Annotated in this window: 24 protein-coding genes; 15 read left to right on the top strand and 9 right to left on the bottom strand. The window is 42.5% G+C overall.

Going from position 1 to position 25,002, the window contains the following annotated elements:
• Positions 1–2: 2 nt before the first annotated feature.
• Complete coding sequence (locus AWM75_RS00795) at positions 3–752, bottom strand: polyphosphate polymerase domain-containing protein (protein ID WP_067977278.1); 750 nt, start codon at positions 750–752, stop codon at positions 3–5.
• A gap of 213 nt (positions 753–965) precedes the next feature.
• Here AWM75_RS00795 and AWM75_RS00790 point away from each other — a divergent pair, with 213 nt between their 5' ends.
• The gene (locus AWM75_RS00790) at positions 966–3,131 is read left to right on the top strand and encodes a cell wall-binding repeat-containing protein (RefSeq protein ID WP_067977277.1); all 2,166 of its coding nucleotides are present in this window, start codon (positions 966–968) and stop codon (positions 3,129–3,131) included.
• A gap of 141 nt (positions 3,132–3,272) precedes the next feature.
• Here the strand turns inward: AWM75_RS00790 and AWM75_RS00785 are convergent, their stop codons facing one another.
• Positions 3,273–3,530, bottom strand: a complete 258-nt coding sequence (locus AWM75_RS00785) for a hypothetical protein (RefSeq protein WP_067977276.1) — start codon at positions 3,528–3,530, stop codon at positions 3,273–3,275.
• Positions 3,527–4,753 (bottom strand): poly-beta-1,6-N-acetyl-D-glucosamine synthase, encoded by a 1,227-nt coding sequence (gene pgaC / locus AWM75_RS00780; RefSeq protein WP_067977275.1) that lies wholly within the window; start codon positions 4,751–4,753, stop codon positions 3,527–3,529. The genes AWM75_RS00785 and pgaC overlap by 4 nt, the downstream gene beginning before the upstream one ends.
• Before the next feature lie 172 nt (positions 4,754–4,925).
• Between pgaC and AWM75_RS00775 the strand changes: the two genes are divergently transcribed.
• The 6 genes from AWM75_RS00775 (at position 4,926) to AWM75_RS00750 (ending at position 12,105) form a co-directional block, all read left to right on the top strand.
• Positions 4,926–6,338, top strand: coding sequence for an Ig-like domain-containing protein (locus tag AWM75_RS00775; protein WP_067977274.1), 1,413 nt, complete (start codon positions 4,926–4,928; stop codon positions 6,336–6,338).
• A gap of 214 nt (positions 6,339–6,552) precedes the next feature.
• Positions 6,553–7,194: a GNAT family N-acetyltransferase gene (locus tag AWM75_RS00770; protein WP_067977273.1), complete on the top strand. Its 642-nt coding sequence runs from the start codon at positions 6,553–6,555 to the stop codon at positions 7,192–7,194.
• A gap of 19 nt (positions 7,195–7,213) precedes the next feature.
• Positions 7,214–7,906 carry a DUF554 domain-containing protein gene (locus tag AWM75_RS00765; protein ID WP_067977272.1) on the top strand — a complete coding sequence of 231 codons (693 nt, stop codon included), beginning with the start codon at positions 7,214–7,216 and terminating at the stop codon, positions 7,904–7,906.
• A gap of 65 nt (positions 7,907–7,971) precedes the next feature.
• Complete coding sequence (locus AWM75_RS00760) at positions 7,972–9,417, top strand: GerMN domain-containing protein (RefSeq protein ID WP_067977271.1); 1,446 nt, start codon at positions 7,972–7,974, stop codon at positions 9,415–9,417.
• 281 nt (positions 9,418–9,698) lie between these two features.
• A complete protein-coding gene (locus tag AWM75_RS00755) occupies positions 9,699–10,742 on the top strand; it encodes a glucosamine inositolphosphorylceramide transferase family protein (RefSeq protein WP_067977270.1) in 1,044 nt (347 codons plus the stop codon).
• Between the two features lie 232 nt (positions 10,743–10,974).
• Positions 10,975–12,105, top strand: coding sequence for an ArgE/DapE family deacylase (locus AWM75_RS00750; protein WP_067977269.1), 1,131 nt, complete (start codon positions 10,975–10,977; stop codon positions 12,103–12,105).
• A 39-nt stretch (positions 12,106–12,144) separates the two neighbouring features.
• Here AWM75_RS00750 and AWM75_RS00745 read toward each other — a convergent pair whose 3' ends face one another.
• Positions 12,145–13,050 (bottom strand): acetamidase/formamidase family protein, encoded by a 906-nt coding sequence (locus AWM75_RS00745; protein ID WP_067977268.1) that lies wholly within the window; start codon positions 13,048–13,050, stop codon positions 12,145–12,147.
• Positions 13,051–13,201: 151 nt separating this feature from the next.
• On the opposite strand from AWM75_RS00745, the gene AWM75_RS00740 reads away from it, so the two are divergent.
• The 5 genes from AWM75_RS00740 (at position 13,202) to AWM75_RS00720 (ending at position 19,207) form a co-directional block, all read left to right on the top strand.
• Complete coding sequence (locus AWM75_RS00740) at positions 13,202–13,639, top strand: Ohr family peroxiredoxin (RefSeq protein WP_067977267.1); 438 nt, start codon at positions 13,202–13,204, stop codon at positions 13,637–13,639.
• A gap of 69 nt (positions 13,640–13,708) precedes the next feature.
• Positions 13,709–13,933, top strand: coding sequence for a type II toxin-antitoxin system RelB family antitoxin (relB, locus tag AWM75_RS00735; RefSeq protein WP_067977266.1), 225 nt, complete (start codon positions 13,709–13,711; stop codon positions 13,931–13,933).
• A gap of 39 nt (positions 13,934–13,972) precedes the next feature.
• Positions 13,973–14,197: a type II toxin-antitoxin system RelE family toxin gene (locus AWM75_RS00730; protein WP_067977265.1), complete on the top strand. Its 225-nt coding sequence runs from the start codon at positions 13,973–13,975 to the stop codon at positions 14,195–14,197.
• A 152-nt stretch (positions 14,198–14,349) separates the two neighbouring features.
• Positions 14,350–15,096, top strand: coding sequence for a DNA methyltransferase family protein (locus AWM75_RS00725; RefSeq protein WP_067977264.1), 747 nt, complete (start codon positions 14,350–14,352; stop codon positions 15,094–15,096).
• Positions 15,089–19,207, top strand: a complete 4,119-nt coding sequence (locus AWM75_RS00720; RefSeq protein WP_067977263.1) for an Eco57I restriction-modification methylase domain-containing protein — start codon at positions 15,089–15,091, stop codon at positions 19,205–19,207. The genes AWM75_RS00725 and AWM75_RS00720 overlap by 8 nt, the downstream gene beginning before the upstream one ends.
• Positions 19,208–19,231: 24 nt before the next feature.
• Here the strand turns inward: AWM75_RS00720 and AWM75_RS00715 are convergent, their stop codons facing one another.
• The 3 genes from AWM75_RS00715 to mazE all read right to left on the bottom strand — a co-directional run bounded on the left by AWM75_RS00715 (position 19,232) and on the right by mazE (position 21,140).
• Positions 19,232–20,407 (bottom strand): IS256 family transposase, encoded by a 1,176-nt coding sequence (locus AWM75_RS00715; protein WP_067977262.1) that lies wholly within the window; start codon positions 20,405–20,407, stop codon positions 19,232–19,234.
• Positions 20,408–20,551: 144 nt separating this feature from the next.
• Positions 20,552–20,920, bottom strand: a complete 369-nt coding sequence (locus AWM75_RS00710; RefSeq protein WP_067977261.1) for a type II toxin-antitoxin system PemK/MazF family toxin — start codon at positions 20,918–20,920, stop codon at positions 20,552–20,554.
• Positions 20,907–21,140 (bottom strand): type II toxin-antitoxin system PemI/MazE family antitoxin, encoded by a 234-nt coding sequence (mazE, locus tag AWM75_RS00705; protein ID WP_067977260.1) that lies wholly within the window; start codon positions 21,138–21,140, stop codon positions 20,907–20,909. The genes AWM75_RS00710 and mazE overlap by 14 nt, the downstream gene beginning before the upstream one ends.
• Positions 21,141–21,447: 307 nt before the next feature.
• On the opposite strand from mazE, the gene AWM75_RS00700 reads away from it, so the two are divergent.
• The 3 genes from AWM75_RS00700 (at position 21,448) to AWM75_RS00690 (ending at position 23,378) form a co-directional block, all read left to right on the top strand.
• Positions 21,448–21,789, top strand: coding sequence for a type II toxin-antitoxin system RelE/ParE family toxin (locus tag AWM75_RS00700; RefSeq protein ID WP_067977259.1), 342 nt, complete (start codon positions 21,448–21,450; stop codon positions 21,787–21,789).
• Positions 21,782–22,063 (top strand): helix-turn-helix transcriptional regulator, encoded by a 282-nt coding sequence (locus tag AWM75_RS00695; RefSeq protein ID WP_067977258.1) that lies wholly within the window; start codon positions 21,782–21,784, stop codon positions 22,061–22,063. Before AWM75_RS00700 ends, AWM75_RS00695 begins: the two co-directional genes overlap by 8 nt.
• A gap of 229 nt (positions 22,064–22,292) precedes the next feature.
• Complete coding sequence (locus tag AWM75_RS00690; RefSeq protein ID WP_067977257.1) at positions 22,293–23,378, top strand: tyrosine-type recombinase/integrase; 1,086 nt, start codon at positions 22,293–22,295, stop codon at positions 23,376–23,378.
• Between the two features lie 252 nt (positions 23,379–23,630).
• Here the strand turns inward: AWM75_RS00690 and AWM75_RS00685 are convergent, their stop codons facing one another.
• Together AWM75_RS00685 and pyrR are read right to left on the bottom strand one after the other, a co-directional pair.
• On the bottom strand, positions 23,631–24,353 hold the full coding sequence (locus AWM75_RS00685; protein WP_067977256.1) for an SDR family NAD(P)-dependent oxidoreductase: 723 nt from the start codon (positions 24,351–24,353) through the stop codon (positions 23,631–23,633).
• A gap of 96 nt (positions 24,354–24,449) precedes the next feature.
• Entirely contained in the window at positions 24,450–24,992 is a 543-nt protein-coding gene (gene pyrR, locus AWM75_RS00680) for a bifunctional pyr operon transcriptional regulator/uracil phosphoribosyltransferase PyrR (RefSeq protein WP_067977255.1), read from the bottom strand.
• Positions 24,993–25,002: the final 10 nt, after the last annotated feature.

The raw sequence follows: 25,002 nt of genomic DNA, 5'->3' as shown, positions 1-25,002 counted from the left end.
TATTAATAGTAAAATTCATTGAGAAGTGAGCGGGATGAACCAAATTTAGAAATCGGGCAGGGTTTCAGGTCCAGACTGGCCAGGACATCCTGGACATAGGGGAGCAGAAAGCCTTCATATTTCACCTCTAAAATGGTTTCAGTTAGGTCAGTGACCTGGTGGTAGTTCTGGTCACTGTCGTCAAAAAGGCCATAAGCCCAATTGCGGTAACGCAGGTCAGAGTCTAGGGTAATCCGGGTGGCAAATTGGGGATGGGTGTAGGCCCGTCGCTTATATTCCACCATGGAAACAGGTCGGTAGGTCATGCTGGAGCAGAGTTCATAGCCCAACTCAGCGGTTGGGTCATCATAGTTTTTGAGTACCTCAAAGTTACCTGCCAGCATCTCCTTAGCATCAGCCCGGCTAACAACCACTGATTCTTTAATCTGTGAATGCGACCACTTCTTTTTAATCTCAAACTTGGCGGTCTGGTCGGTCGGATTATAGACCCTGAGCCGGATGCGCTTTTGAAAGTCTTTTTTGACTAACTTACCGGTATAGTCCTGGTTGTCGATGCCATCGAAATAAACTGAACGCACATTGTAGCCCGAATAATCCCCATAGGCATCGGGTATGAGTAGGGTGTCCAGGGCCTGAAGTAAGCGCAGACGATCAGGCAAGTTAAGTAAGTATTTTAACTCACTCCTTTGGACGATCAAGCGGTCGTTGACAGCTAACTCATGGCCCGACCCATTTAATTTACTGTATTCCATTAAAATTCCTCCTGTCTCTAGATAATACGTAGCGGCTAAAAATTTTAGGGGTCTTTTTGCCAATAAAAAACTAGAATTTTACCAAAAAGTAAAATATTGTATGAAAAGAAGTGATTTTTCAAAAAATTAGCTTTAATTTTACGAAAAAAAGAGTAGAATATGCCTATAAATTTCAGGCAGTCACTCATGACTGTCTATTAAGGATGGAAAATAATGTTACAACCGATACCGCGTAAACTGCTTGTGATTCCCGCTTTGGCAGCTAGTCTACTATTAAATAGTCACTGTGTATTAGCTGATGAGCTTGCCCATAATGACCACCTGGCTTCAGAAGCAGTGACCAGTAAGCTTGACGATCAAAACGCCGCTGAGCAAGCAACAAAGCCTGATGCCTGCCATGACTTAACAAGTAGTCAAACTGAAAATAGCTCAGTGCTTGAAACAGTTCAACCTGAACCGGTGGCAGCAAGCCCAGAAAATATAAAGCCAGCTAGTCCTAATGCTGAACAAATTCCCACTCAGACTGATAATGGTATCAGCTTGAACCGTATCCAGGGTCCTAACCGTTATGCCAATGCGGCGGCCCTTAGCCAGGCAGGCTGGGAGCGGACTGACCAGGTCATCCTGACTTCTGGCGATAGTCAGCGCCTCGCTGATGCCTTAACAGGGACCCCCTTGGCCCACCAATTAGATGCACCGATTTTATTAACTAAGAGTAAGCACCTATCCCCGGAGACCTTGGCAGAAATCAAACGTCTAGGGGCCAGCCGGGTGACAATTTTGGGTGGTGAAAATTCAGTGGGTAATCAGGTCAGTCAAGACCTTTCAAATGCAGGTTTGGCTGTTGAACGTATAGGTGGCTTGAATCGTTTTGACCAAGCGGCCCAGGTTGCTGATAGATTGATGGCTGATAAGCCAGGTAAATACCGGGCCTTCTTGGTGAATGGCTCAGCTTATGCAGATGCTGCTGCTATTGCCGCCATAGCAGCGCGACAACAGCTACCCATTTATTTGACAAAAGCCAACCAGATCCACCCCAGCCTACAAGCGCATTTACATCGTATTAGCCATTTAACTTTGATTGGCGGTAACAAGTCCTTATCTAAGCAATTGGAAAATCAATTACATGCACTAGGGGTAGCTACTGATCGGATTAGTGGTAAAAATCGCTATCAGCTTAATCAAAATATTCTCAACCACTATGGGATACCTAACCAGCGGCTGCTATTAGTATCGGGAGAACATTCTTCAGATGCCCTGCCAGCTGCTAATTTAGCCGCAAAAACCCACCAAGGGCTTTTGATGGTTAAAAATGATAATCTCGCTACTATCCGCGACCAAGTAAATTTTTGCCAGACTAAAAATATCAAGCAGGCCAGCCTGGTTGGGGGCGGGCAAACCCTATCGCTACAAACGGCCTATTATTTTGCCAATCCCAAGGCCCTTAAAGCTAGCTGGCCATACTACCAGAGTCGCTTTGGATTGCCCATTAAAGGTATCCGCCCCTTAACCAATCAACCAGTTATTACTAAAGAAATGATTGGCGGCAACGCTATTGGTGTCGCAGATCCCTTCTTAGTTAGAGATCCAGCTAGTCTGCGCTATTACCTCTTTTTTGAGATTTTGCGTGATCGCCGCTATTTAAAATATTCGTCAGACGAAATAGGCTATGCTTATTCAGATAATCTCAAAGATTGGCATTATGGTGGCCTAGCCCTGCCTTACAAGCAAGAAAGACAGCGCTACGCTTATCCGAATGTTTTCTATGACCAAGTAGACCAGGCCTGGTATATGACACCAGATTCTTCCAACCATATTGCCAGCCTTTACCGGGCTAAACGTTTCCCTGATCGGTGGGAGCGGATGGCACATCTTTTTTATGATAAGCACCGACAATTTGTGGATACCAATATTTTCCGTTACCAAGGCCAAGTCTATTTAACAACAACTAATCTCAAAGAAGATGGGGTCTCATTATATTATTCAGCCAACAATCAAATTGTTGGTGGTGACTGGCGGCTACACCCCAATTCTAAGCAACTACAAGGGCTCTACAAGGGCAAACACCGCCGTGGTGCTGGCAGAGTCTTTGTTGATGAGGCTAGGGGCGTAGTTTATATGCCAACCCAGGTCATGGAAAAGGGAATTTACGGCTATGGCACCTATTTGACTGAAATTAAGAACCTCACTCCTAAGCGGGCGACCTTTAAAAATTTGGGCCGTTATAGCAAGGCTAGTGATCTGGGCGACTGGCGGCACCGGTCTATGCACCAAGTTTCTTATGAAAAAGACCCAACTAACTCATTCTATGTTTTTGCCGTTGACGGCCAGAACCGCCAGGGTGAGTATCGGATTGGTCTCTATCGCCAAAGGGTTTAGCAGGTGTGAGTTAATGAAGGATTGCTCACAATCAGGCAGATAGTAATTTTGATAAAGCGACCTGTAAAATTTCATAGTTGCTAATGGCAAGTAAAAAGACAGTGGCATGTAGCTACTGTCTTTTTATAATAGTAAATTAATTTAAGGCTTAGTGCGCTGGTAAAGTCGGATCAGGCGACCACCGAAGTAGATTAAGCTCAGTATGCTAATCCAATATGCCCAATGATTAACCTGGTAGATAGCCTCGGTCGAGGTGTTAAGTGTTTGGTTAATGGTTTGAAGAAAGGCATTGCTATAACCAAAGCTATTAAAAAAGTAGGAGCACAAGATTGGGATAGCGATAACCCAGAGCCACAACACAAACAGATGGCCGGTAATCTTTCTTAAAGCTGCTATCATTTATCCTCACCTCCTCTATCGGGGCTAGACCAAGTGGCATAGACGCCAGTTTTATGGGTGAGTGCGTTAGGTAAGGCACTGATTGTTGAAATAGCATTTAAGAGCCAATAAAAGGCTGGGTAACAGATATAGTAGGGGGTATAAGCAAGAATTTTGGGTTCATAGCGACTATCAATGGCAAATGCTGATAAAGTTAGGACCAGATTTAATAATAGAAAGAGCACGATTGATAGCCCTGAGTAGGCTTGCAAATTGGTCAAATCAGTCACTGATAGCATATAATTAGCTGAGAATAGTATTAAAGAGCCTACTACTGATAGAATCCAAACAATAGATAAGACTTGCTCTAGAGCCAAGAGCCAAAAAGCTGGCGCTAAATTTTTGAAAACCTGAGGGAGGTAACGTTTCATCACTTCCATCCCCCCTTGGGCCCAACGTTTTCTTTGTTTGAGTAAACCAGCTACGGTTGTAGGGGCAACCATTTGGCAGGTAGCTCTGGGTTCGTAGTGGACATGATAGCCGGCTAATTGTAGTTTCCAGGAAATGGCAATGTCTTCTGTAATCATATCAATGTCCCAACCGCCTACATCTACTAGAGCTTGCCGACTAAACATGGCAAAGACGCCAGAAATAGTATTAATATAGCCATTAAGCATCTGAGTGCGCTTATTGGAACCAATAATAGATGAGAATTCAATGACCTGCATTTTCGATAGAAAGTTTTCCTTGTTTTTAATGCGGGGGTTACCAGTAACGACACCCACATTTTGGAAGTGGTTAAAGTGGCTAACCAAGTAGTAGGGGGCTAAGGGGGAAACTTGGGTATCTGCATCAATGGTAAGGATATAGTCATATTTTGCTTTGTCTAAAGCCTGATTCATAGCGTTGCCCTTACCTAAATTTTCACTGAGATGTAGGACAGTGATGCCATAATCATGGGCGAGCTGGTCTAAAATTTCGCCAGTATTATCTCTAGAACCATCGTTAACAGCAATAATTTCTAGGCAGGGATAATCAAGATGGCAAAGCGGGACAATGGTATCGCGGACATGTTCGGATTCGTTATAGCAAGAAATAACGACTGAAATACCGTATTGGGTATAATCTATTTGACTGGGCTGTTTACTTAAGCGACTTTCATAACACAAATAAAAGATGACCATTCCTAGCCAATAGAACAAAGTCATAACTAACGGATAATAGAGAATAAAGTTCTTAAACATGGTGGCCTCCTCAATATTTAAATTTCCAATAAAATGCCAAATTGTATTTCGTGGTCTATGATTATGCACAAAAACAGAAAAGTACAGGTTTTTTAAAAGTTAACCTTGAAAACAATTAAAAAATACTTTAAACTTTAAGAACAATATTGCATTTATTATGGAGGATAAAATTATGATAAAGAAACGATATTTCACTTCGGTAGCTGCTATTACCGCCTTTTTAATAGTTTCTAATTCGGAGGTACTAGCTGATCAAAGTCAAGTTGGCAGCTACAGCGATGTGAGCCAAGAAGCTAGTTTTGACAGTTTGCAATCTTCAAGATCTGAATTCCAAGATACTAGTAAGGATGAAAAAGCGGAAGCTAGTGGCGCAGATTCACCAGCAGATAGTGAGCCGTCAGATTTAACCAATCAGTCTGCAGAAGCAGAAATTGATGCTGAAGCAAAACTGTCAGTAGAGAACGGTCGAGATCTGAGTGCCCAGGCAGTTGTGACAGATCAAAAAATTATTAAAGATAGCAAGCAAATCACTGAAGGGGAAAAACTTGGCTACTGGGACCAATTCCAAATTAATCATAAAGTTTCTTTTGCTGATGATGTGGTAATCCACGTAGGGGATACTTATACTTACCAGTTGCCAGACATTGTCCGTCTGCCCCATAGTAAAAGCTTTACTGTCTTTAATGAAGACCAGGTAGCAGTAGGCCAAGGCCATGCGGACGATAGTAAGCAAGAAATTCAAGTGACATTTTCAGACTATTTCACCAACAATCCGCTTAATAAAAGTCTGAAAATTTGGGCTGATGTTGTTTTTGACAAAACTAAGGTTACAGCTAACTCCAAACAAAATTTATTAGGCTACGATATCCATGTTGGCGAGAATAACGGCATTGATGCCGATGAACGGCTCTACCAATATGGCTATATCACTGATAAAGCAGATATCATTCAATGGGTGGCCCGGATCAATTTCGCTCAAGCCAAGTATCCTAATTTGACCTACCAAGTGGCTTTACCAAGTGCCCAAACTTTAGTTTCAGATTCCATTGAAATTATTGAAGCGGCTATCAACCCATCAGGTAATGGCTATAAAGTTTTGCGTTATTTAGATCCAAGCCAATTTGTTCGTTTTAATGCCCAGGGCTTTGTTATGAATCTTGGGGCAACCCTAGCTTCATACATTGTTAACTACAAGACCCAAGCGTTAGATGGTGGTAAAGGTGACCAATACCATAATGATGTGCAAATCACTGGTCAGGCGCAATATCGTGTTTCAACGCCACTAGTTGCTGCTGGTGGTGAAGCTAATGGTGACCAAGCTGTTACGCCAGAACCTAAACCTAACCCACAGCTTCCTGAGCAAAAACCAGAGCGGCCAAATCGCAAGCCGCACTGCATCATTGTGTTCAAATGGTGCCAACCGTTCAAGTGGGTCAATCGCTTAATTTATAAGTGGCATAATTTCTTAGGTCGTTGCTGGTGGGGTCAAGCACAGACTCAGATGCCTCACTACCAAATGCCATCTTATCAGCCTCGGAAACGTTCTTTTTACGGTCGTCGAATTTTTATCAATCGTTTCTTTTAAATAAGGACTGTCCCAGCTAGCAAGCTGGGATTTTTTGTTATTTAGCTTACTATTCCCATAGTATGAGCGGCTTGGTTAGCAAAAATAGTTCTTTAAGTAAAATTATCAGCCCCCTTGTACCATATTGTACGAAAATGTTTAAAATTTTAGGGCTTTTTAAGTAACTGTGCTAAGCTTAGCTTGTACATTTTACTGATGTGCAAGGAGGTAAGTGATGCTTACATATAGTTATATTGATGCAGAAACTAGTTCAGACAAGCAAATTGAGCAAATTAGTCAATTATTTTTACAAGTTTTTCAAGATGAGGCCGTAGTCAGTCTGCTAATCAAATCTCGGGCGCCATTTAAAAAGGGTCTCTTTGATGTGGTAAAGGCCTTTTTTTATCAGCGCCTATTAGCTGGTCATATGCTACTAACAGCTCAGGACCAGGGTGAAATAATTGGTTTTGCGCTAATACATCGCCCTGAAATAAGAGACCTAAAAGTATTAGCTAATTGTCGGTTCACCAGGCTGTTGCGTACAGTTACTAAAGCTTTACCCCATTTGAATTATCTTAAACTCGTCAACCTGGTTAATTGCTATCCGCTAGATAGTTCATGGCGAGATTTATTGCTAAGCATTGAACTTCTAGGCGTTTCATTTGACTACCAAGGGCGCGGTGTTGGGCGGCACCTATTGAATAAAGTGTTGACAGATTGGCAAGATGAGTATGCGGGCTTTCATTTAACAACTGGCCTTGCCCAGACATGTGCCTACTATTCTGGCTTTGGTTTCGACCTAATCGGCCAAACCTGCAGAAACAAACTGACGGTTTATGAAATGGTACGACTACATCCAATGTTTAACTGTAATTGATTGATAGGAGGAATTAGCAATGGGTGCAGTAATTAATGCCGTTTTAGTTGTTGTCGGTTCAGCACTAGGACTAGTTTTTAAAAAAGGAATTTCTGACCGGATTGCACAGGCTATCCAGGCTGGGATTGGCCTAGTAGTCTTTATACTGGGCATTCAAGGTGCCCTCCAGGGAAAACAGATGATTGTGACAATTGCTGCCATTGCCCTTGGTGTTTTGATTGGGGAGGGCCTGGACCTGGATGGCATGATTAACCGGGCAATTAGGTATCTGGAACACCGACTATCAGGTGGAGGCAATAGCCAGCTAGCAGAAGGATTTATTGCGGCTAGCTCGCTCTTTTGTGTTGGTTCTATGGTGATTATTGGCGCCTTGGAGAATGGTCTCGAGGGCGACCCAACCACCCTAATTACTAAGGGCATTTTGGATGGGATTTCTGCGATTTTTTTAACGAGCAGCTATGGTTTGGGTGTGATGCTATCTGCGGTGGCGGTCCTAGTCTTGGAGGGGGCAATGATTATTTTAGCTAGTTTCCTAGCGCCATTTTTAGCACCTGCCGTTATTAACGAAGTGGTCGCGACCGGATCTTTATTACTCATCGCCTTGGGGCTTAATATGATGGGAATTGGTAAGTTTAAGGTCCTAAACTACAGTCCGGCCATGGTGGTCGCTTTGGTTTTGATGCCATTGCTCACTTATTTAGGATTCCTTTAAAGCCAGCAGCTAAAATTGATAAAAGCGCTTTAATAGGTTAAAATTGAGGGGAGGAGGCGGTTATTATGAAGAAAATATTATTAGTCAGTCTAGCCAGTTTAAGCCTTGCAGCTTGTTTCAATTCGGCTAAAGACACCAAGCAACCTGCCCAAAACCAATCATCTAGCCAGCAAACAAGTAGTCAAAAACCAGCCCAGTCTAAGCAAAATAGCCAAGCCAAGCAAGAAAGCCAGGCTAAATCTGAAGCGGCTAAACGTTCCACTAGCCAGGCGGAAGCTTCTAGCAAGGCCAAAGAAGCCCAGGCCTCACACGCTGCTAAACAGTCCAAGGAAACTGAAGCGGCTTTAGCTAGCTCGCGCGCCCAGGCTGACAAGGAAACAGCCGCCAGCAAGTCACAAGCCGCTAAAAAAGCTAGCCAGGCCAGTCAAAGTGAGGCTAAGAAACAGGCTGAGGCTAAAAGTAAGTCAGTAGCGGCAGCCAAAAGTAAATCTGAAGACCAAGCCAAAAAAGCAGCGGAAGCAAGTAAAGCATCAAAGCAAGCTGCTAAACCTAGCCAGGAATCAAAAACCAAGCAAAAGGAAGTACAAGCAAGTGTTAGGGACTACTATCCACTAACCAAGAATTATGAGGCCTACTTTACCGGTGATGGCGGTGAATTCTCCAGTTTTAGCCGGGTATACGATTTTATTAGTGGCAATTTTGTTCAAATGCGGTCCAATAATACTGGCACCTCCACTATGGAAATCGTGCGAGTCACTGACCAGTCAGTTGACTTGATTACCCAACAACCAGAATTTTATGTGCGGGAAAACTATATTGACCGCCGTAAAAAAGACCCAGTCATCAAATCCTATCTCAAGGCGCCCTTAAAAGTGGGTCACAAGTGGCAGGATGGGGAAGAAGTCAGGGAAATTACCCAGCTCGATGCCCCAGTCAGCTTACCAAATGGCCAGGAAGCTCAGGCCATTGAAGTGACCTGCACCACGCCTAATGGGGTTAGTCGCGCTTATTTTGCGCCTGGCTATGGCTTAGTTAAAGAGCTAACAGTTTTAGGGGAAGATTATCCCGATGCAACTGCCAGTCTGACTAGTCTAGAGACAGACGGCTGGGAAGAAAAGCTGACGATCAGTCAGGTTGATGATGCCAATCCGGATGCCCTTGTCAAGCCAGTTGAAATCAAAATTCCAGTCCAAACCAATACGGTGATGCGTCAGGAATTCGAAAAAATCTTGAGTGGCCAAACAGGCTTGCAAGAACTACTACCAGCAGGGACTAAGATTAATGCCCTCTACTCTAATGGTATGGATACCAGTGGTGTGCACGCTGATTTCAGTCCAGAAATTGAAAATATCCGCGGTGAGACGGCAGTTCAGTCTAATTACCGGGCCATCTTTAAGACCCTGGCTGACTACTATCAAGCCTCGTCTGCTTATTTTACAGTCAATAATAAACCACTAGAAGTTGACCAGGTCGGTCCTCTCGACCAACCGATTGATGTCAGCCAGTGGTGAGTACCACAACTTGAAAAGCCTGGGTCATAAGACTCAGGCTTTCGTTATTAAGCGGATAATAGTAATATAGTTGGGTTTCGAGCAGCTGAACTGTAGTCGTTTCACTAGGCTGACTCAATATTTTCCAGATATTGGTCTGTCTGGCTTCAACGATTCATTCCTGAGCGCCACGTCTCACACCCTAATTTTATTTAGCTTTTTATTAATTTTAGCCAGCTAAAATATGATTCGGTCTATTCTATGATAAAATAGGACATTATATTAAGAAAAGAGAAGACCGGATGTTTCCAAATGTATTTAAATCAACTGTTTTAAAATCAACTGTCTTAGCCCTAACTATTGGTTTGACTATTAGTCCCGCTATTCAAGCGAGTGGCTCACCCAGCTTAGTCAATTGGGACCAGATTTTAAGTGGCGACCAAGAACCTATGAATTACCTACAAACATTTGGTGACAATCCGGCCATCACCAAGGAGACGGTTGGCGGCGACTGTCTTGGGGTTGCCGACCCATTTTTAGTTAGAGATGGGCAGACCTACCATCTCTTTTTTGAGGTCTTAAGACCCTTGTCAGCCAACGGTAACAATCAAGATGAAATTGGCCATGCTTATTCAACTAATTTTAAAGACTGGACCTATACCGGAACTGTCTTTAGTCGCGCTGAGCACGGCCACCGGGCAGCCTATCCCTATGTATTTAAGGACCAGGACCAATGGTATATGATACCTGATGCGCCTAGTGACCATATCAAACTTTACCGGGCCAAGCGCTTTCCTGACCAATGGGAACTGGTGTGTAAGCAATTAGACCATCCGGATGCCCGTTTTATGGACACCAATGTTTTCCGCTACAAAGGCCTGCTCTATTTAACTACCACTAACCGCCGTGAGAGTATGGGGATGAGCCTGTATGTCAGTCAAACTGGGGACTTGTTAAATCCCAAATGGCAGCTTCATCCGGAGTCAAGCAAGCTGGAGCATGTTATTAGTGATCCCAACCAAAAGCGGGGCGGGGGCCGGCCTTTGGTATTATCTGACCGAGTCATCTTCCCCATGCAAGTCTCTAAAGGCAGTAATTATGGCTACCGAACGGATTTAATTGAGTTCAAGAATTTGACGCCTAAAACTGTGACGGTGAGCGACAAGGGCATTTGGACCATTGGCCAGCACAATGGTTTGTGGAACAGCCTAGGTATGCACCATATTTCCTATGCCCCTTACCAAGGCAACATGGTCTTTGTCGCTGACGGTAAGGATGATACAGGGGAGTACCGACTCGGCTTTTATACCCTGTCCGACGAGGTCGTCCAGCAGCCACTGAGCTAGGTAAAATCTACTCAGTTACCTGATATCAAGTGGGGCACATCCCCTCACAAACAACACCAACATGAGACATTATCTCCAAAAAGCGACAGCAACCTGACCATCGCTGCTTAGTCAGGTTGCTGTTTTTCATTACTAGGAATAGTTCATTTTAATGAAATTTTTCCAAACAAATGAGTTGTTTTCATAAATTTTCAGGACTATAATAACTTCTGTAAAGAAGGGAGTCCTGAAATTGGATAAACAAGAAAAAATAAAAATCTTACAGGATATTGTCAAAATCGAATCAGTCAATGATAACGAAAAAGATGTGGCTGATTATTTAGAAAAGCTGTTTGCCCAACATGGCATCAAGAGTGAGCATGTAGAAAATAGCCCAACCCGCCATAATTTAGTAGCTGAATACCAAAAGGGTGAGGGTAAGGTGCTAGCCATTTCTGGTCATGAGGATGTGGTGGCAGCAGGTGACCCAGCTGATTGGACCTATCCACCATTTTCAGGCCATATTGAAGGCGACAAGTTGTACGGACGCGGCGCGACTGACATGAAATCAGGCCTAGCTGCTCTAGCTATTGCCATGATCGAACTCAAGGAAGCAGATGCGGACTTGGCCGGTACCATCCGCTTTATGGCAACGGTTGGTGAAGAAGTCGGCGCTTTAGGCTCAACCTTATTAGCTGAAAAAGGCTATACCAAGGATATTGATGCCATGCTGATTGGGGAACCAGTGGACGTGGCGGCCTATACCCACAAGGGCTCACTTAATTTCACTGTCATTGCTAAGGGTAAATCAGCCCACTCATCCATGCCCCAAGAAGGGGTTAACTCCATATCCAACATGGCTAAATTCATCACCCGTTTTGATGAAGCCTTCGCTAAAGTTAGTGCCGATTACCATAATGAGGTTTTAGGTAATGTGGCTGCTTCTGTTACCATCATTAATGGCGGGGACCAAGTTAACTCAATTCCAGCTCAAACCACTGTCCAAGGCAACATTCGGACCATTCCAGAATTTGATAACCAAAAAGTCAAAGACCTCTTGCAAGCTATTTGTGATGAACTAAATCAAGCAGAGGGTGTTGACCTGGTATTACGGATTGACTATGACCTCAATTCTGTTTTATCTGACAAGGATTCTGGACTAATCAAGGCTGTTTTGGCTAATACTGATGCCCAACCAGGTGGCATTTCACCAGTTACTGATGCGGCGGCCTTTACCAAAACCGATAACCAATTTGACCTGGTCATCTACGGTCCTGGGGTATCCACCTTGCCTCACCAAGTCAATGAGTATGTGTCAATTGAGGACTATCTCACTAAAATTGATGAGTACAAGGCCATCATTAGCGACTACTTAAGTAAATAAGAAAAAGCGCTCACGTGAGCGCTTTTTTAATATGTCTGATTAGCCTTTAAAGCCCTTGGCAGCTTCTAAAATATCTTTAGCAATGCCAAAGCGGAAGGAGGCATCAGGGTTGACAATTTGGCAAGGGGCCAAGTTAGCCTTAATTGTCATCAGCATGCCCGCCTGGTTAAAGTCGAGACCGGCCTCGTCCATAATAAACTGGTGGAGGTTATCAGAAGCCAGGGTGACTGCTTCTTCCATGTTATCGGCTGCCCCGAAAGCATAGTAGGCATCAGCTGTTTCTACAAATGGGGTTGGCATGTGACTATCTTTTAAGACTTCAACTGTGACTGTCACCTGGCCACCCACTTCAACACCTGAGCCCCAGACCTCGCCATCGCCCATAGAAGCGTGCATGTCACCCATGGCCAAGAGGGCACCAGGCGTATTGACTGGCAAATACAGAATCGAACCTGGGGCAATCTTGGTATTATCCATATTACCGCCATGCATGCGCGGTGTACCAGTCGTAACTGCCTCACCAGCTGGCGCCGTGCCGATTACGCCGATATGCTTGTTGAGGGGCAGGGTGACACCCTGGAATTCAAAGGTGCCGGCCGCATCATCTATGGGACAAATGACCGTTTGTTCCTTAGTGATATTATTTGAGAAATACTTGTTTAGGCCAGGTGCCGACATGACAGCACCTTGGGGGTCTAGTTTAATGTCTTCAATGGTCACCTTGAGCACATCACCAACCTCAGCTTCCTCCACATAGAGGGGGCCAGTGGCAGGGTTAATCTTGTTAAAGTCGATTTCTGAAATGGTATCGGCCTCAGATTTGACTGTATCAGAAAAGCAGTCCATCAGATCAAAAACCACTTGGTCGCCAGACTTGGCCTGGGCAGCAGGGGGATTATTTTTATCCATCGCAAAGACAAATTGGTCGCGATTAATTTTAATCATAAAATCACTCCTCATTAGTAATAAGCCAAGCATAGCAAACTTTCCCTAGCAAAGCTAGATAAATCAACAAAGCGCTTTCTTTGACATAAATAGTAAGCTTACCTAAACTAAAGCTAGAAAACCGTTTGTATCAAAATAAGGAGGACTTGACATGTCAAACTATGAGAAAATTTATGCAACCACTAGCCTAAATACCGGTGGCCGGCAAGGGGAGAGTGCCTTAACTGACGGATCTTTTAAAGTTGCCATTGACACCCCTAAAGAAATGGGCGGTCAAGGCCAGGGACAAAATCCGGAGCAACTATTAGCCATGGCCTACTCAGCCTGTTTCAACTCAGCTCTACAAGCCAACCTAGCCATGGCCAAGGAAAAGGCCGAGAGTAAAGTTGCCGTCCAAGTCGATATGTACAAGAAGCCGGATGCGGTTGATTTTAAATTAGGGGCAAAGATCCAAGTGGCTATTGATGGCATGACCGCTGACCAGGTCCAAGCCTTTGCGGAAAAAGCCCACCAGACCTGTCCATTTTCTAAAGCTATGGCGGGTAATATTGATATTAGCTTAGAAGTAGTGGATTTTGATAGTATCTAGCAATAAAAATAATATTTATTGAGTCTATGTAAAACAATGTGTTACAATATTAGTGAGGAGGTTGATGAAATGTCTACTGTAACTGTCAGATTAAATACGGATGAACAAAAATTATTTACTGAATACGCCAAAATGCATGATATGCCTCTGTCTACACTATTAAAGAATGCTCTTGAAGAGCGTATTGAAGACGAAATTGACTTAAAATTGATTAGAGATTTTGAGAATTCTCCAGATTATTATGATGAAGAATATTTGAGTCACGAAGAAGTAAGCAAGATGGTTGGACTGTAGTATGCTTACCAAGTGGTTTATCATAAGCGAGCTACAAAAATGTTAAGAAAAATGGATAGGCATCAAGCTCAGTTACTTGTTGGCTGGATTAATAAAAACCTCGTAGGGACTAACGATCCACGTCAATTTGGAAAGGCCCTAAAAGGTCAATACCAAGATTATTGGCGCTATCGAATTGGTAATTATCGTATTATTGCTGATATTTTGGATGATCAAATCAAAATTAATATTATCGATGTTGGTCATCGAAAAGAAATTTACTAATCAAATCACTAAATAAAAACTCTCCTGATATAGCTAAACAAGTTATTACTAGGAGAGTTTTTTAAATATGCCGATCAGAATGACCTACAAGTTTGTTATAGTAGTATTAATAATATGAGAAAAAATAAGATTAAGGAGGTGGCGAAAAACAGATGGATGAACGTCTAATCAAGTCCAAAGCTCGCGTCCAAAAACATGGGGAGGTTTTTACGCCCAAGTGGCTAGTTAAGAAGATGCTGGACGTGCCGGAAATTAAGGCCGCCACTGATAACTTATACCAGACCTTTTTGGAACCGGCAGCCGGTGAGGGGGCGTTTTTGGTGGAAATTCTCAAGCGCAAGCTAATTATGGTCAAGGACAGCTACAATAACAGCTTGGCCATGTATGAAAATTATTCGCTCTTGGCCCTTTCAACCATCTACGGCATTGAACTTTTGGAAGATAACCTGGCCTCCTGCCAGGACCACCTCTATGATATTTATGAGGACTTTTATCGGACCCAGGCTGACCAGCATGGGGGCCGTTTTAAGACCAAGGTCAGAGAATCGGCCCGGACCATTATTGAAGCTAATATTGTCCAAGGAGACTTTCTCAAGCGTGAAACCAACTTGGGGGCACCGGTTGTTTTTAGTGAATGGACGCCAATCCAGATGAAGGCCGGTGACACCTTTATAACCGTCCAACGTACTGAATACAGCCTGGATGAAATCTATGACCAGGTTGATAAGATACCCGGTGCTTTAGTAGATAGTCAGGCTAGTCCTGCCTTCGAACAATTGAGCCTCTTTGATGTCTTTGAACCAGTAAGTGAACCTGGCGACCAGGAGCCAAACCAATACTATAGTCCTGTACGCATAAGTGATGTCTATCGTTTAGAAATGGAGACCAGAGATGAATGATACAGAAAGAGATCTAACTGTCATTGATCCCTACAGTGAGGTCAAGCGACAATTGTATGCCTATACGCTACCAGAAGTGCCGAGTCACGACGGTTTTGTCAAGATTGGCGATACCACCCAAGCGGTTAACCAGCGGATTATCCAACAAGTCGGTACAGTGGGACTCAATCCTGACCTACTCTTTACCCGCTTAGCTAGGCGGTCAGATGGGACTTGGTTTAGGGACCATGATTTTCACCGCTATTTACGTCTAAATGGTATTGAAGCCAAGGATTTTAATAAGAGCGCCCGCGAGTGGTTTGATTTCGGTGACCACGTTGACCGTGCCGAAGATTTGGCTGATAAATATATTGCCCTAGATTATGATGAAGTCCAACTGCCTGATGGCGATACCGACTATGTGCTTCGTCAAGAGCAAGCCCAGGCGGTTGAAGAGACCCTGGCCTATATCCGTGATGATAAGACACCGAGAGAATTCTTGTGGAATGCCAAACCGCGCTTTGGTAAGACCTTATCGACCTATGACTTAATCCGCCATCTGAAAACTAACAATGTCCTGATTGTAACCAACCGGCCGGCCATCGCTAACTCATGGTACGATGATTTTGAAAAATTTATTGCCAGCAAAGAACCGCAAATGAAGTTTGTGACCAACGGGGACACCTTGAAAGATAAGGGGCTGAGCCGGGATGAATTTATGCAGTTGGCCATCTCTTCTGATGAAGACATCCAGCAAATTGTCTTCCTCTCTCTCCAGGACCTTAAGGGTGCAGAGTTTGCCGGTGGCCCCCACAAGAAATTAGAGTGGGTAGGCCAGCTGGATTGGGACCTCTTAGTTATTGATGAGGCCCACGAGGGGGTCGACACCGTTAAAACGGACAAGGCCTTTGACCAACTCAAGCGTCACTTTACCCTCCACCTATCAGGGACGCCTTTTAAGCAATTAGCCAGCGATAAATTTAGGGCTGACCAGATATTTAACTGGTCCTATGTGGACGAGCAGACAGCTAAGGAAAACTGGTCGCTAGCTGATGGCCACAACCCATACGAAACCCTGCCAACCATGAATCTCTTTACCTACCAAATGTCTGATATTGTCCGCCAAGATGTTAGTGGTGGCTTAGCCCTAGATGAGGATACCAATGTCGATTATGCCTTTGACCTCAATGAATTTTTTAGGGTCAAAGACAATGGCCGCTTTGAGTATGAAGATGACGTTAAGCGCTTTTTAGACAACCTATCTAGCGGTAAGTTTCCTTTTTCACCCGACCAACACCGGGCCGAACTTGACCATACCTTCTGGTTATTACCGAGAGTAGCCGCGGCCAAGGCTTTGGAAAAGCTACTAAACCAGCATCCCGTTTTTAAGGACTACCAGACGATCTTAGCAGCTGGGGATGGGGTCAGCCTAGTTGATGACGGCGACCAGGCCATTACGGAAGGGGAGGCCCAAAGTTATACCGCTAATACCAAGAGCTTTGAGCGGGTCCGGCAAGCGATTGACCAGCACGACCAGACTATTACCTTGTCAGTTGGTCAATTAACTACTGGTGTCACCATTCCAGAATGGACAGCTGTTTTGATGCTGAATAATATTAAATCACCCGCCCTTTATTTCCAGGCTGCCTTTAGGGCCCAAAATCCCCACCAATTTGTTAAAGCGGGCGAATTAATCCAAAAGGAAAACGCTTATATCTTTGACTTTGCTCCGGTCCGTACCCTGCAACTCTATAGCGAGTTTGCCCAAAACCTATCGGGTGAGCGGACGGCAACGACCCAAGACCAACATGACCGCATCAAGACCCTGCTGAATTTCTTCCCGGTCATCGCTGAAGATGAGGGTGGGGAGATGAAGGCCATTGATGCCGGTGAAGTGATGACCATTCCCAATAAAATGGTATCTAGAGAAGTGGTTAAGCAAGGCTTTATGTCTAACCTCTTATTTGCCAATGTATCTGGTATTTTTGCCCCTAACTCCCGTCTCAAGGAAATTATTGACAAGATTCAACCGGAAGAAAACAAGCGCCTACAAAATCGTCGGGAAATTAATCTGACTAATCCGTCCCTAGATGAACATGGCAATGTGGCAATTGCTAAGCATTTGACCGAAGACCTCACCCAGGATATTTTTGGCGATAAAATCTGGCAAGCGGACGCTAAAGTCGTTGAGGTTTTAAATGACCAGCAAATCGATACGCGCAAGAAGGAAAGCAATCTGGTTGATATGATTGTCGATAACCTAGATACCGACAAGCTCTTTGAGAACTTTGATATTACGCGCAAAGGCCAGCAAAGAACAATCGAAGATAATATTAAAGAAGGCGTCCAAAATCGGGTTGAGCGTAACCACCTAACCATGGTCAATCAGGTTAGAGAAATTGATAGCGCCTATGCCATTAAAATAGAGGCCTTAGAGGCCAACCAGGACCAAGCAGAAGCTGAAAAGGTCGTCCAAAGACAAGTCTTGGACCAGGAACGGGATAGCCAAATCCAAGCCGCCCAGGATAACTTTATCACGGCCGTGCAAGATGATGTCGAAACAGTATTGGCCCAGGAAGTCCGCAATCAACAGGTTAATAGTGAAGAGAAAAAGAAAAAGGTCACTGAGGATGACACTAGAGACCACCTGAGAGGCTTTGCCCGGACCATCCCATCCTTCCTCATGGCTTATGGGGATGACGACACGACCCTGGCTAACTTTGAGCGCCGTATTGATGCCGATACCTTCGAGGAACTAACCTCCATTACCATTGATGAATTTAAATTATTGCGCGATGGTTACTATGACCAGGAAATGGGTAAAGAGATTCCAGGCGTCTTTAATGAAATTGTCTTTGACGAGTCGATTAAGGAATTTAACCAGACCAAGGACCGCCTGGCCAACTACTTTGATCGCGACCAGGAAGAAGATATTTTTGACTACATTCCACCGCAAAAAACCAACCAAATCTTTACCCCTAAGGCTGTGGTCAAGATGATGGTGGATGCTCTAGAAGAAGAGAACCCAGGTATTTTTACGAATAAAGACCTGAAATTTGCGGATCTATACGCCAAGTCCGGGCTCTACATGACTGAAGTTGTCACAAGGCTCTTCCAAGGCTTAGCCGATGAAATACCAGACGATAAAGAGCGCTTAGATTCGATTTTTAACAATCAAATCTATATCGCCACACCAACTAATATTCTATATAATATTGTTAAGAACTTTGTCTATGGCGACGACCTGGCCCACTTGGCTGAGGGCCACCTAATAGAAGTTGATACCGCCAAACTAGCCCAAGAAGGGCGGTTGGCAGATGAAATCGAAGCATACTTCGGGAAAGAGGGTGAACAAGTGAAATTTGATGTGATTATTGGAAATCCTCCTTATCAAGAGGAATTAGCTGGTGGAAATTTAACGAAATCCAAACCGGTGTATCATAAGTTTTTAGATAGTGCTTATGAAATTGCCGATATAGTGGAAGTCATTCATCCAGCCCGTTTTCTAAATAATGCTGGGGATACACCGAAAAAATGGAATAATAAGATGTTAAATGATACACATCTTAAAATCGTATTTTTTGAAGCTAATGCGGCTAATATCTTCCCTAATACAGATATAAAGGGTGGAGTCGTTGTATCATATAGGGATAAAAATCAGGATTTTGGAGCAATTGAAATCTTCATAGCTAATGAGAATTTAAAATCTATTTTGAAAAAGACTAAACAGTCGGGTAATGACTCTCTATCAACTCTGATTTTTCCAGCGGGTTCATATAAATTCGAAAAGACAAAAGTAGGGCAAATGTCAAATCCTGAGTATGTGAAATCTGTTGGTTGTACATTAAAAACTAATGCCTTTGATAAGCTCCCAGAGGATTTTTGCTTTGAAAAGCCTAATGATAATTTAAGATATGCGCGTATATTAGGCTTATACCAAAGAGAGCGTATTAAAAAATATATTAGAACAGATTTCTTAGCAGAACATCCAAATCTGGATAAATATAAAGTGGTACTTCCATTTTCAAATGGTTCGGGAGAGTTCGGAGAGAGACTAAGTTCACCTAGTCTTGAAGGCCCAGGCGTAGGTCATACTCAAACTGTCAAGTCCACAATCTTGTGTAAATTATAGAATGTAATTGGTGGGTATAAATATTTAGACTATGTTATTAAAGAATTTATGAGGACATGTCTCCCAATATTCATGCAAATCAAGCAATACACTTCCTATAAGTCGCTCCGCAGCCTCTATATTAGGAAAGAGGCCGACAACTTTCTCTCTTCTTCTAATTTCTCGATTTAGCCTTTCTAGACTGTTAGTTGTTTTCAGTGAAACGCGATAAGGTGTGGGTTCTAATAAGTATGGGATAGCATCTTCGAAGCCTTCCTCTAGCGTATTAACAGCTTTGTCATATTTCTCATTGCCACTAACGTATTCTACAAATTCAAATTTTAACTCTCGCGCTCTTTGTTGACTATCAGCATTAAATATTCTCTTTAGAAGACTTCTCTCATGACTGCAATCCTTTTTTGGAAAATGAGCTAAAATATTACGTAGAAAATGAACCGTACACCGTTGCCAGGTAGTGCCTAAAAATTGATTACTAATCGCTGATTTTAGTCCCTTGTGGGCGTCAGATATAATTAATGTTGGTTTAGTTAGGCCTCTGGCCTTTAAATCAAGGAAGAAGTTCTTCCAGTTTTCTTCTGATTCATTATCAGCAATCATAAAGCCGATAATTTCGCGACGATTATCATCGTTAATACCCTGAGCAATATAAACACCTTTAGAGACAGAACGATGGTTTTCGCGAACTTTAATATACATGGCATCGACATAAACATATCGAAAATTCGTATGTGTTAGGGAACGCCCTTTAAATTCGAAAACAGCAGGGTCCAAGTTTTTATTTACTGAAGAGACAAATGATTTAGAAACACCTTCGCCACAGAGTGTTTCAACAACCTTCTTAATACGGCGTGTTGAGACCCCATTAATATACATTTCGGTTAAAACAGCCACAAAGGCCTTGTCCATACGTTGATATTTATCGAATAGCTTGGTATCAAATTCTCCTGATCGTGTCCGAGGGACATCCAGTTCAACAGTCCCTACCTTTGTTTTAAAGTTTCTTTTATAGGAGCCATTACGATAATCTTTCCGGTCATCTGTGCGCTCATAGCGCTTAGCATTAATAAATTCCTCACGCTCTGCTTGCATATAGGCATTAAAGATGGTTACAGTTAGGGACTTCATCATCTGATCCATATCACTGTTTAGAACTGCCTCTGTAATTTCTTCTAAGTTTAGGGTAATATTTAGTTGAGCCATAATAATCTTCCTTTCAATGTGTTTTAGCCAATTACATTGTAACCAAAAAAGATTATTATGGTTTTTCTTTTTACACAATTATATGGACTTAATCGACGGCACATGTAAAGTTGTTAATATATTGCTATTTTAATTATGTATGATTTAAATTTTGAAGTCAAAAAGCTGCCTAAACCGCTGGGCCAATAGTCCAAATGTTTGCAAATCAGCTTGCTCGATAAAGGCAATATCTCTCTCTTTAGATTGGAAATCGATACTTTTTACCTGAAAGTAATCAATATATCCATTAGTTTCCAACTTACTAGCTAGTTTAATGTAGTGGTCACGTTTCGTTGAGGTGATAGGGCATACAATAACAAAACCTGTCATGGCATTGTATTCATCACGACTGATCACTATGACAGGTCTTCTTTTATTCATTTCTCTGCCTTGAGTAGGATTTAAGTTAATCCAGACGATGTCTTTTTGTTTAGGTGTATAACCGTTATAGTTATAAGTTTTAAATTGTTTCATGGCCACTTAGATAGTCATCCTCCCATACTTCTTCAGTAGGTCGAAGATCTAAGTTGTTTTCTTCAGCAATTAAGAAGATATCATCTAGCTTAGGAATATAGGTAAATGAGCCACCTTCACCTTGAATAACAACGAATTCTTGGCCGGCTTCAACATTTAAGTCTTTTGGGACAGTAATGGTGATAGAATTACCTTGTTTTCGTGTTCTATAAGTTTGCATGTAATCCCTCCTTAACAAAATTATATCCTATTTAATAGTTTAAGTAAATACCTGTAAATACATAACTGCTAATATCTTTTTTTGTTGAGGATCCAAGAGAGATTACTAATAAATAATACAAGCTTAATTAAATTACTAATATCAGTATATAGCCCCACTATTATCTCCTATAAGCATATGATGGTATAGGTTAAAATGGCTTTAAAATAATTAACCTTGCACTGAGTTTTATAGTTGCTTCTTCACCTTTTGTTGCGTATCAGCAACAATCATAGTATAATAAATTTAGGTTAAAGGGGGAGGGGTTATGGACAAGCCGACCTTTGATTGGGGCAAGGATTTCGATGCTTTCCTTAACAGCCTATCTAATAGAGATAAGGCTTATTTACTTGAAATGATTGAAAGAATAGAAAATTTAGGATTGGCTGATTCTATTCAAAAACAAAGGGTTAAAAAACTTGATAAAAATTTATATGAAATACGAGTAAGTGCCACTGACAGTAAAAAATTGCGTGGTATATATTTCCATTTGGATAATAATACTTATTTTATTGTTCATGGTTTTATTAAAAAGACTGCAAAGACACCGTTAAAAGAAATCAGACTGGCTAAAGAAAGACGACAAAAGGAGATTGACAATCATGAGTAAGACTAGCGAATTAATAAAAAAACTTTCAGATGATAATGATGAGTTCAAACAGGCTTATGAGGAAGCTAGGTTAAAATCAGACTTTGTCGATTTAATTTTTGAATTAGAAGCAACATATGATTTATCAGGCAGTCAAATAGCTGAAAAAGCTAACAAAAGTCGCGCAACCATTAATCGCATCAAGTCTGGAGAAATGAATCCGTCGCTTAAACTCATGAATGAAATTGCGGCACCGTTTGGTAAGCAGGTTAAAGTCAGTTTAGTAGACAAATGAACTAAGCAGCTTATAAAAGTTATGCAACAGGTCTAAGGAAAAATTTAGACCTGTTTTTATTTAATTATTTCAGGGGAGCTAGCATTTGAAAATATCAATTACTTTTTATAATATATATTATGTAAACTTAAAACAAAAAATATAAGCACAAGAGTCTATAAACAGCAAATCCAGGCAAAAAGACCTTATTTAACGTATAATATAATAATCAACCTTAAGGAGTGTCACCATGAGTCAAACTGATCCCCACAAAGAATTTAATGGCTGGGAATTTTACCAGGCCTATGCTGATTATCTCCAGCAAAAGCAAGCTAGCACTCGCCAGGCCTATTTAAAAAATATCCGGCCATTTCTTTATTATTTAGCTGGTCATGGTATCAGCCAGCCGACTTACCACGATGCTGAGCGTTATTTTGATGATCTAATTAATCATCCCAAAGATGTTTACCAACTAGTAAACCAGATTGATCCAGATGAATTAAACCAGGCTGACCGCCAGGCCTTAGACCATTTCCGTTATAAGGACCGGACCATTCGGAGCTACCGCAATATGCTCAACCAGTTCTTTAAGTGGCTGGCCCGTGAAGGCCTGTATGAAAATATTATCGCCAAGGCTGATAGCCGAATTCCAGTGCCACATGGCCATGCTAAAGATGCCTTAGATATTGAAGATGTCAACAAATTACTAGATTATCTGGTCGCCAAAAGCGATGATTTAACCGGTAAACGTGACTATGCCATTATTTTGACGGCCTTAACCACGGGATTACGGACGATTGAATTGAGTCGGGCTAACTATGGCGATATTCAAAAACGCGGAACTAATACGGTGATTTATGTCCAAGGTAAAGGCCACCGGGAACGCGATGATTTTGTGATTTTACCGCGCCATACCAAGGAAGTTATCCGTGATTATACTAATAGCCGTGAAGCTGCGGGTTTAATGGTTAACCAGGACTTAGCGCCATTGTTTGCGAGTCACGGTAATCGTAATAAAGGCGGTCGGATGACCACGCGAAGCATTTCCAGGCTGGTTGCTAAGGCATTTGAAGCAGTTGGCATAAAATCCAACAAGATTACGCCACACAGTTTAAGACATACTGCAGCCACATTAAGTCTAATAAATGGTGGTAATTTACGGGAAACCCAGAAAATGCTGAGACATTCTAGCGTTAGAACCACTGAAATCTACGCCCAGGACTTGGATGAAGATAAAAACATGTCTACCCAGCTGGTCGAAGACCTCATCCAATCATCTAGAAATGACCTTGAAATCGCTGATGATTTAGACCTAGCTGGCCAAGACCTGGTCTAACCCTCTCCCAGGCCAGGGCGGCAACCAGAAATAGATTTTGAGTCAAAATTCGCCCAAATTTGCTGTAAGGTTCAAGAGGGTCCCCCAAAATCTATGTCTCTATGTCTGCTAATAGTGATTAGCGGACATAGACTAAAAGAAAGAAAAATGTTGTCATATCGGTATTTTAATCATTTTAGATCGACTTGTTATCTTTTATAATAAATAAAAATACTGGCTTGGAATTTTCCTCGCCAGTATTTTTTATGCATATTATTTTGCTGTGTAGCCCCCATCAACAGTAAAGGCAGCGCCAGTTGAAAATGTTGATTCATCAGAAATAAGATATAGAATCAAATAAGCAATTTCATCTGCTTGGCCAACCCGTTTCATCGGTGTGGTTTCAACGACTTCCTCAAATAGTCTAATTTCAGTATCTACTACACCTGGATGGACAGAATTCACCCGAATATTGTCTGCAACTAATTCCATAGCGGCTGACTGGGTCAACCCTCTAACCGCAAATTTGCTAGCGCCATACGCCGCTGCACCTGGTGTGCCGACTAAGCCAGAAGTTGATGACAAGTTAACAATTGATCCTTGACCAGCTTCGCGCATCAAAGGAATTGCTAATTGCATGCCCTTATAGACGGAATAGATATTGGTATCCATAATTTGATAAAAGACTTCATCAGTCAAATCTTCGATACTACCATCTTCAGGCCCAGTAATACCTGCATTGTTAACCAGACCATCCAGGCGGCCATATTCATCTTTAATTTCCGCCATTACGCGCTCCCAGTCTGCTTTTTTGGTCACATCTTGCTGGATGGTGTGGATGTTTTCGTTATCCCCCTTAACCTTGTCCAGCTTCTCTTGGGTCCGTCCAGTAATAATTACCTGGGCCCCCTCTGCTGCCAGTAGTTTAGCAGTTGCAGCCCCGATACCAGAGCCACCACCAGTTACTAGAACAACCTTGCCTGTTACACGTCCCATATAAAGTCCTCCTTTAGCTTGGTAATGTTACAATTGGCTAGTTTCTATTTTAAAGAAGAATCAAATGAGATGCTAGAGATAAGGCTTACAGGGTACTTAGTCGCGATCTAAAATAACTACTTGGTCCTCCCCGTCAACCTCAGCTAGGCAAACTTTGATTTGTTCACTCAAGGCACTTGGCACATTTTTACCAACAAAATCAGCCCGAATTGGTAGTTCCCGGTGGCCCCGGTCTACTAGGATGGCTAACTGAATGCGGTCAGGCCGGCTTTTAGATAGCACAGCATCCATGGCTGCCCGTACCGTCCGTCCGGTAAATAGCACGTCATCGACTAAAACAACGGTCTTACCAGTCAGGTCCTGGCTGAAATCAGCTGCCTTCACTTGGGGCTCCTCTAAACCAGCCAAGTGTTTTAAGTCATCACGGTAAAAAGAAATATCTAGCGTCTCCAGGGCTAGGTCCACCCCTTCAATCTCTTTAATCTTGGTTTCTAATCTTTGGGCTAGAAATTCACCCCGGGTCTTAATTCCCACCAAAACGACCTGGTCTAAATGGTCATTTTTTTCAATAATTTCGTGGGCAATCCGCTTTAAGGTACGGTCCAGGCGGTTGCTATCCATAATTTGTCCTTTAGTCATCATATCACTC

Origin of the sequence: Aerococcus urinaehominis (genome assembly GCF_001543245.1) — a bacterium.
Taxonomy (GTDB): Bacteria; Bacillota; Bacilli; order Lactobacillales; family Aerococcaceae; genus Aerococcus; species Aerococcus urinaehominis.
This window is presented reverse-complemented; position numbering and strand designations above follow the sequence as displayed.

Coding starts and splice junctions, on each gene's coding strand:
- AWM75_RS00745 (WP_067977268.1), bottom strand. CDS start 13,050: ATGATTAAAATTAATCGCGACCAATTTGTCTTTGCGATGGATAAAAAT.
- AWM75_RS00685 (WP_067977256.1), bottom strand. CDS start 24,353: ATGGGACGTGTAACAGGCAAGGTTGTTCTAGTAACTGGTGGTGGCTCT.
- AWM75_RS00730 (WP_067977265.1), top strand. CDS start 13,973: ATGTTAAGAAAAATGGATAGGCATCAAGCTCAGTTACTTGTTGGCTGG.
- AWM75_RS00715 (WP_067977262.1), bottom strand. CDS start 20,407: ATGGCTCAACTAAATATTACCCTAAACTTAGAAGAAATTACAGAGGCA.
- AWM75_RS00765 (WP_067977272.1), top strand. CDS start 7,214: ATGGGTGCAGTAATTAATGCCGTTTTAGTTGTTGTCGGTTCAGCACTA.
- AWM75_RS00775 (WP_067977274.1), top strand. CDS start 4,926: ATGATAAAGAAACGATATTTCACTTCGGTAGCTGCTATTACCGCCTTT.
- AWM75_RS00725 (WP_067977264.1), top strand. CDS start 14,350: ATGGATGAACGTCTAATCAAGTCCAAAGCTCGCGTCCAAAAACATGGG.
- AWM75_RS00785 (WP_067977276.1), bottom strand. CDS start 3,530: ATGATAGCAGCTTTAAGAAAGATTACCGGCCATCTGTTTGTGTTGTGG.
- pgaC (WP_067977275.1), bottom strand. CDS start 4,753: ATGTTTAAGAACTTTATTCTCTATTATCCGTTAGTTATGACTTTGTTC.
- AWM75_RS00760 (WP_067977271.1), top strand. CDS start 7,972: ATGAAGAAAATATTATTAGTCAGTCTAGCCAGTTTAAGCCTTGCAGCT.
- mazE (WP_067977260.1), bottom strand. CDS start 21,140: ATGCAAACTTATAGAACACGAAAACAAGGTAATTCTATCACCATTACT.
- AWM75_RS00710 (WP_067977261.1), bottom strand. CDS start 20,920: ATGAAACAATTTAAAACTTATAACTATAACGGTTATACACCTAAACAA.
- AWM75_RS00740 (WP_067977267.1), top strand. CDS start 13,202: ATGTCAAACTATGAGAAAATTTATGCAACCACTAGCCTAAATACCGGT.
- AWM75_RS00720 (WP_067977263.1), top strand. CDS start 15,089: ATGAATGATACAGAAAGAGATCTAACTGTCATTGATCCCTACAGTGAG.
- AWM75_RS00690 (WP_067977257.1), top strand. CDS start 22,293: ATGAGTCAAACTGATCCCCACAAAGAATTTAATGGCTGGGAATTTTAC.
- relB (WP_067977266.1), top strand. CDS start 13,709: ATGTCTACTGTAACTGTCAGATTAAATACGGATGAACAAAAATTATTT.
- AWM75_RS00695 (WP_067977258.1), top strand. CDS start 21,782: ATGAGTAAGACTAGCGAATTAATAAAAAAACTTTCAGATGATAATGAT.
- AWM75_RS00755 (WP_067977270.1), top strand. CDS start 9,699: ATGTTTCCAAATGTATTTAAATCAACTGTTTTAAAATCAACTGTCTTA.
- AWM75_RS00790 (WP_067977277.1), top strand. CDS start 966: ATGTTACAACCGATACCGCGTAAACTGCTTGTGATTCCCGCTTTGGCA.
- AWM75_RS00770 (WP_067977273.1), top strand. CDS start 6,553: ATGCTTACATATAGTTATATTGATGCAGAAACTAGTTCAGACAAGCAA.
- AWM75_RS00700 (WP_067977259.1), top strand. CDS start 21,448: ATGGACAAGCCGACCTTTGATTGGGGCAAGGATTTCGATGCTTTCCTT.
- pyrR (WP_067977255.1), bottom strand. CDS start 24,992: ATGACTAAAGGACAAATTATGGATAGCAACCGCCTGGACCGTACCTTA.
- AWM75_RS00795 (WP_067977278.1), bottom strand. CDS start 752: ATGGAATACAGTAAATTAAATGGGTCGGGCCATGAGTTAGCTGTCAAC.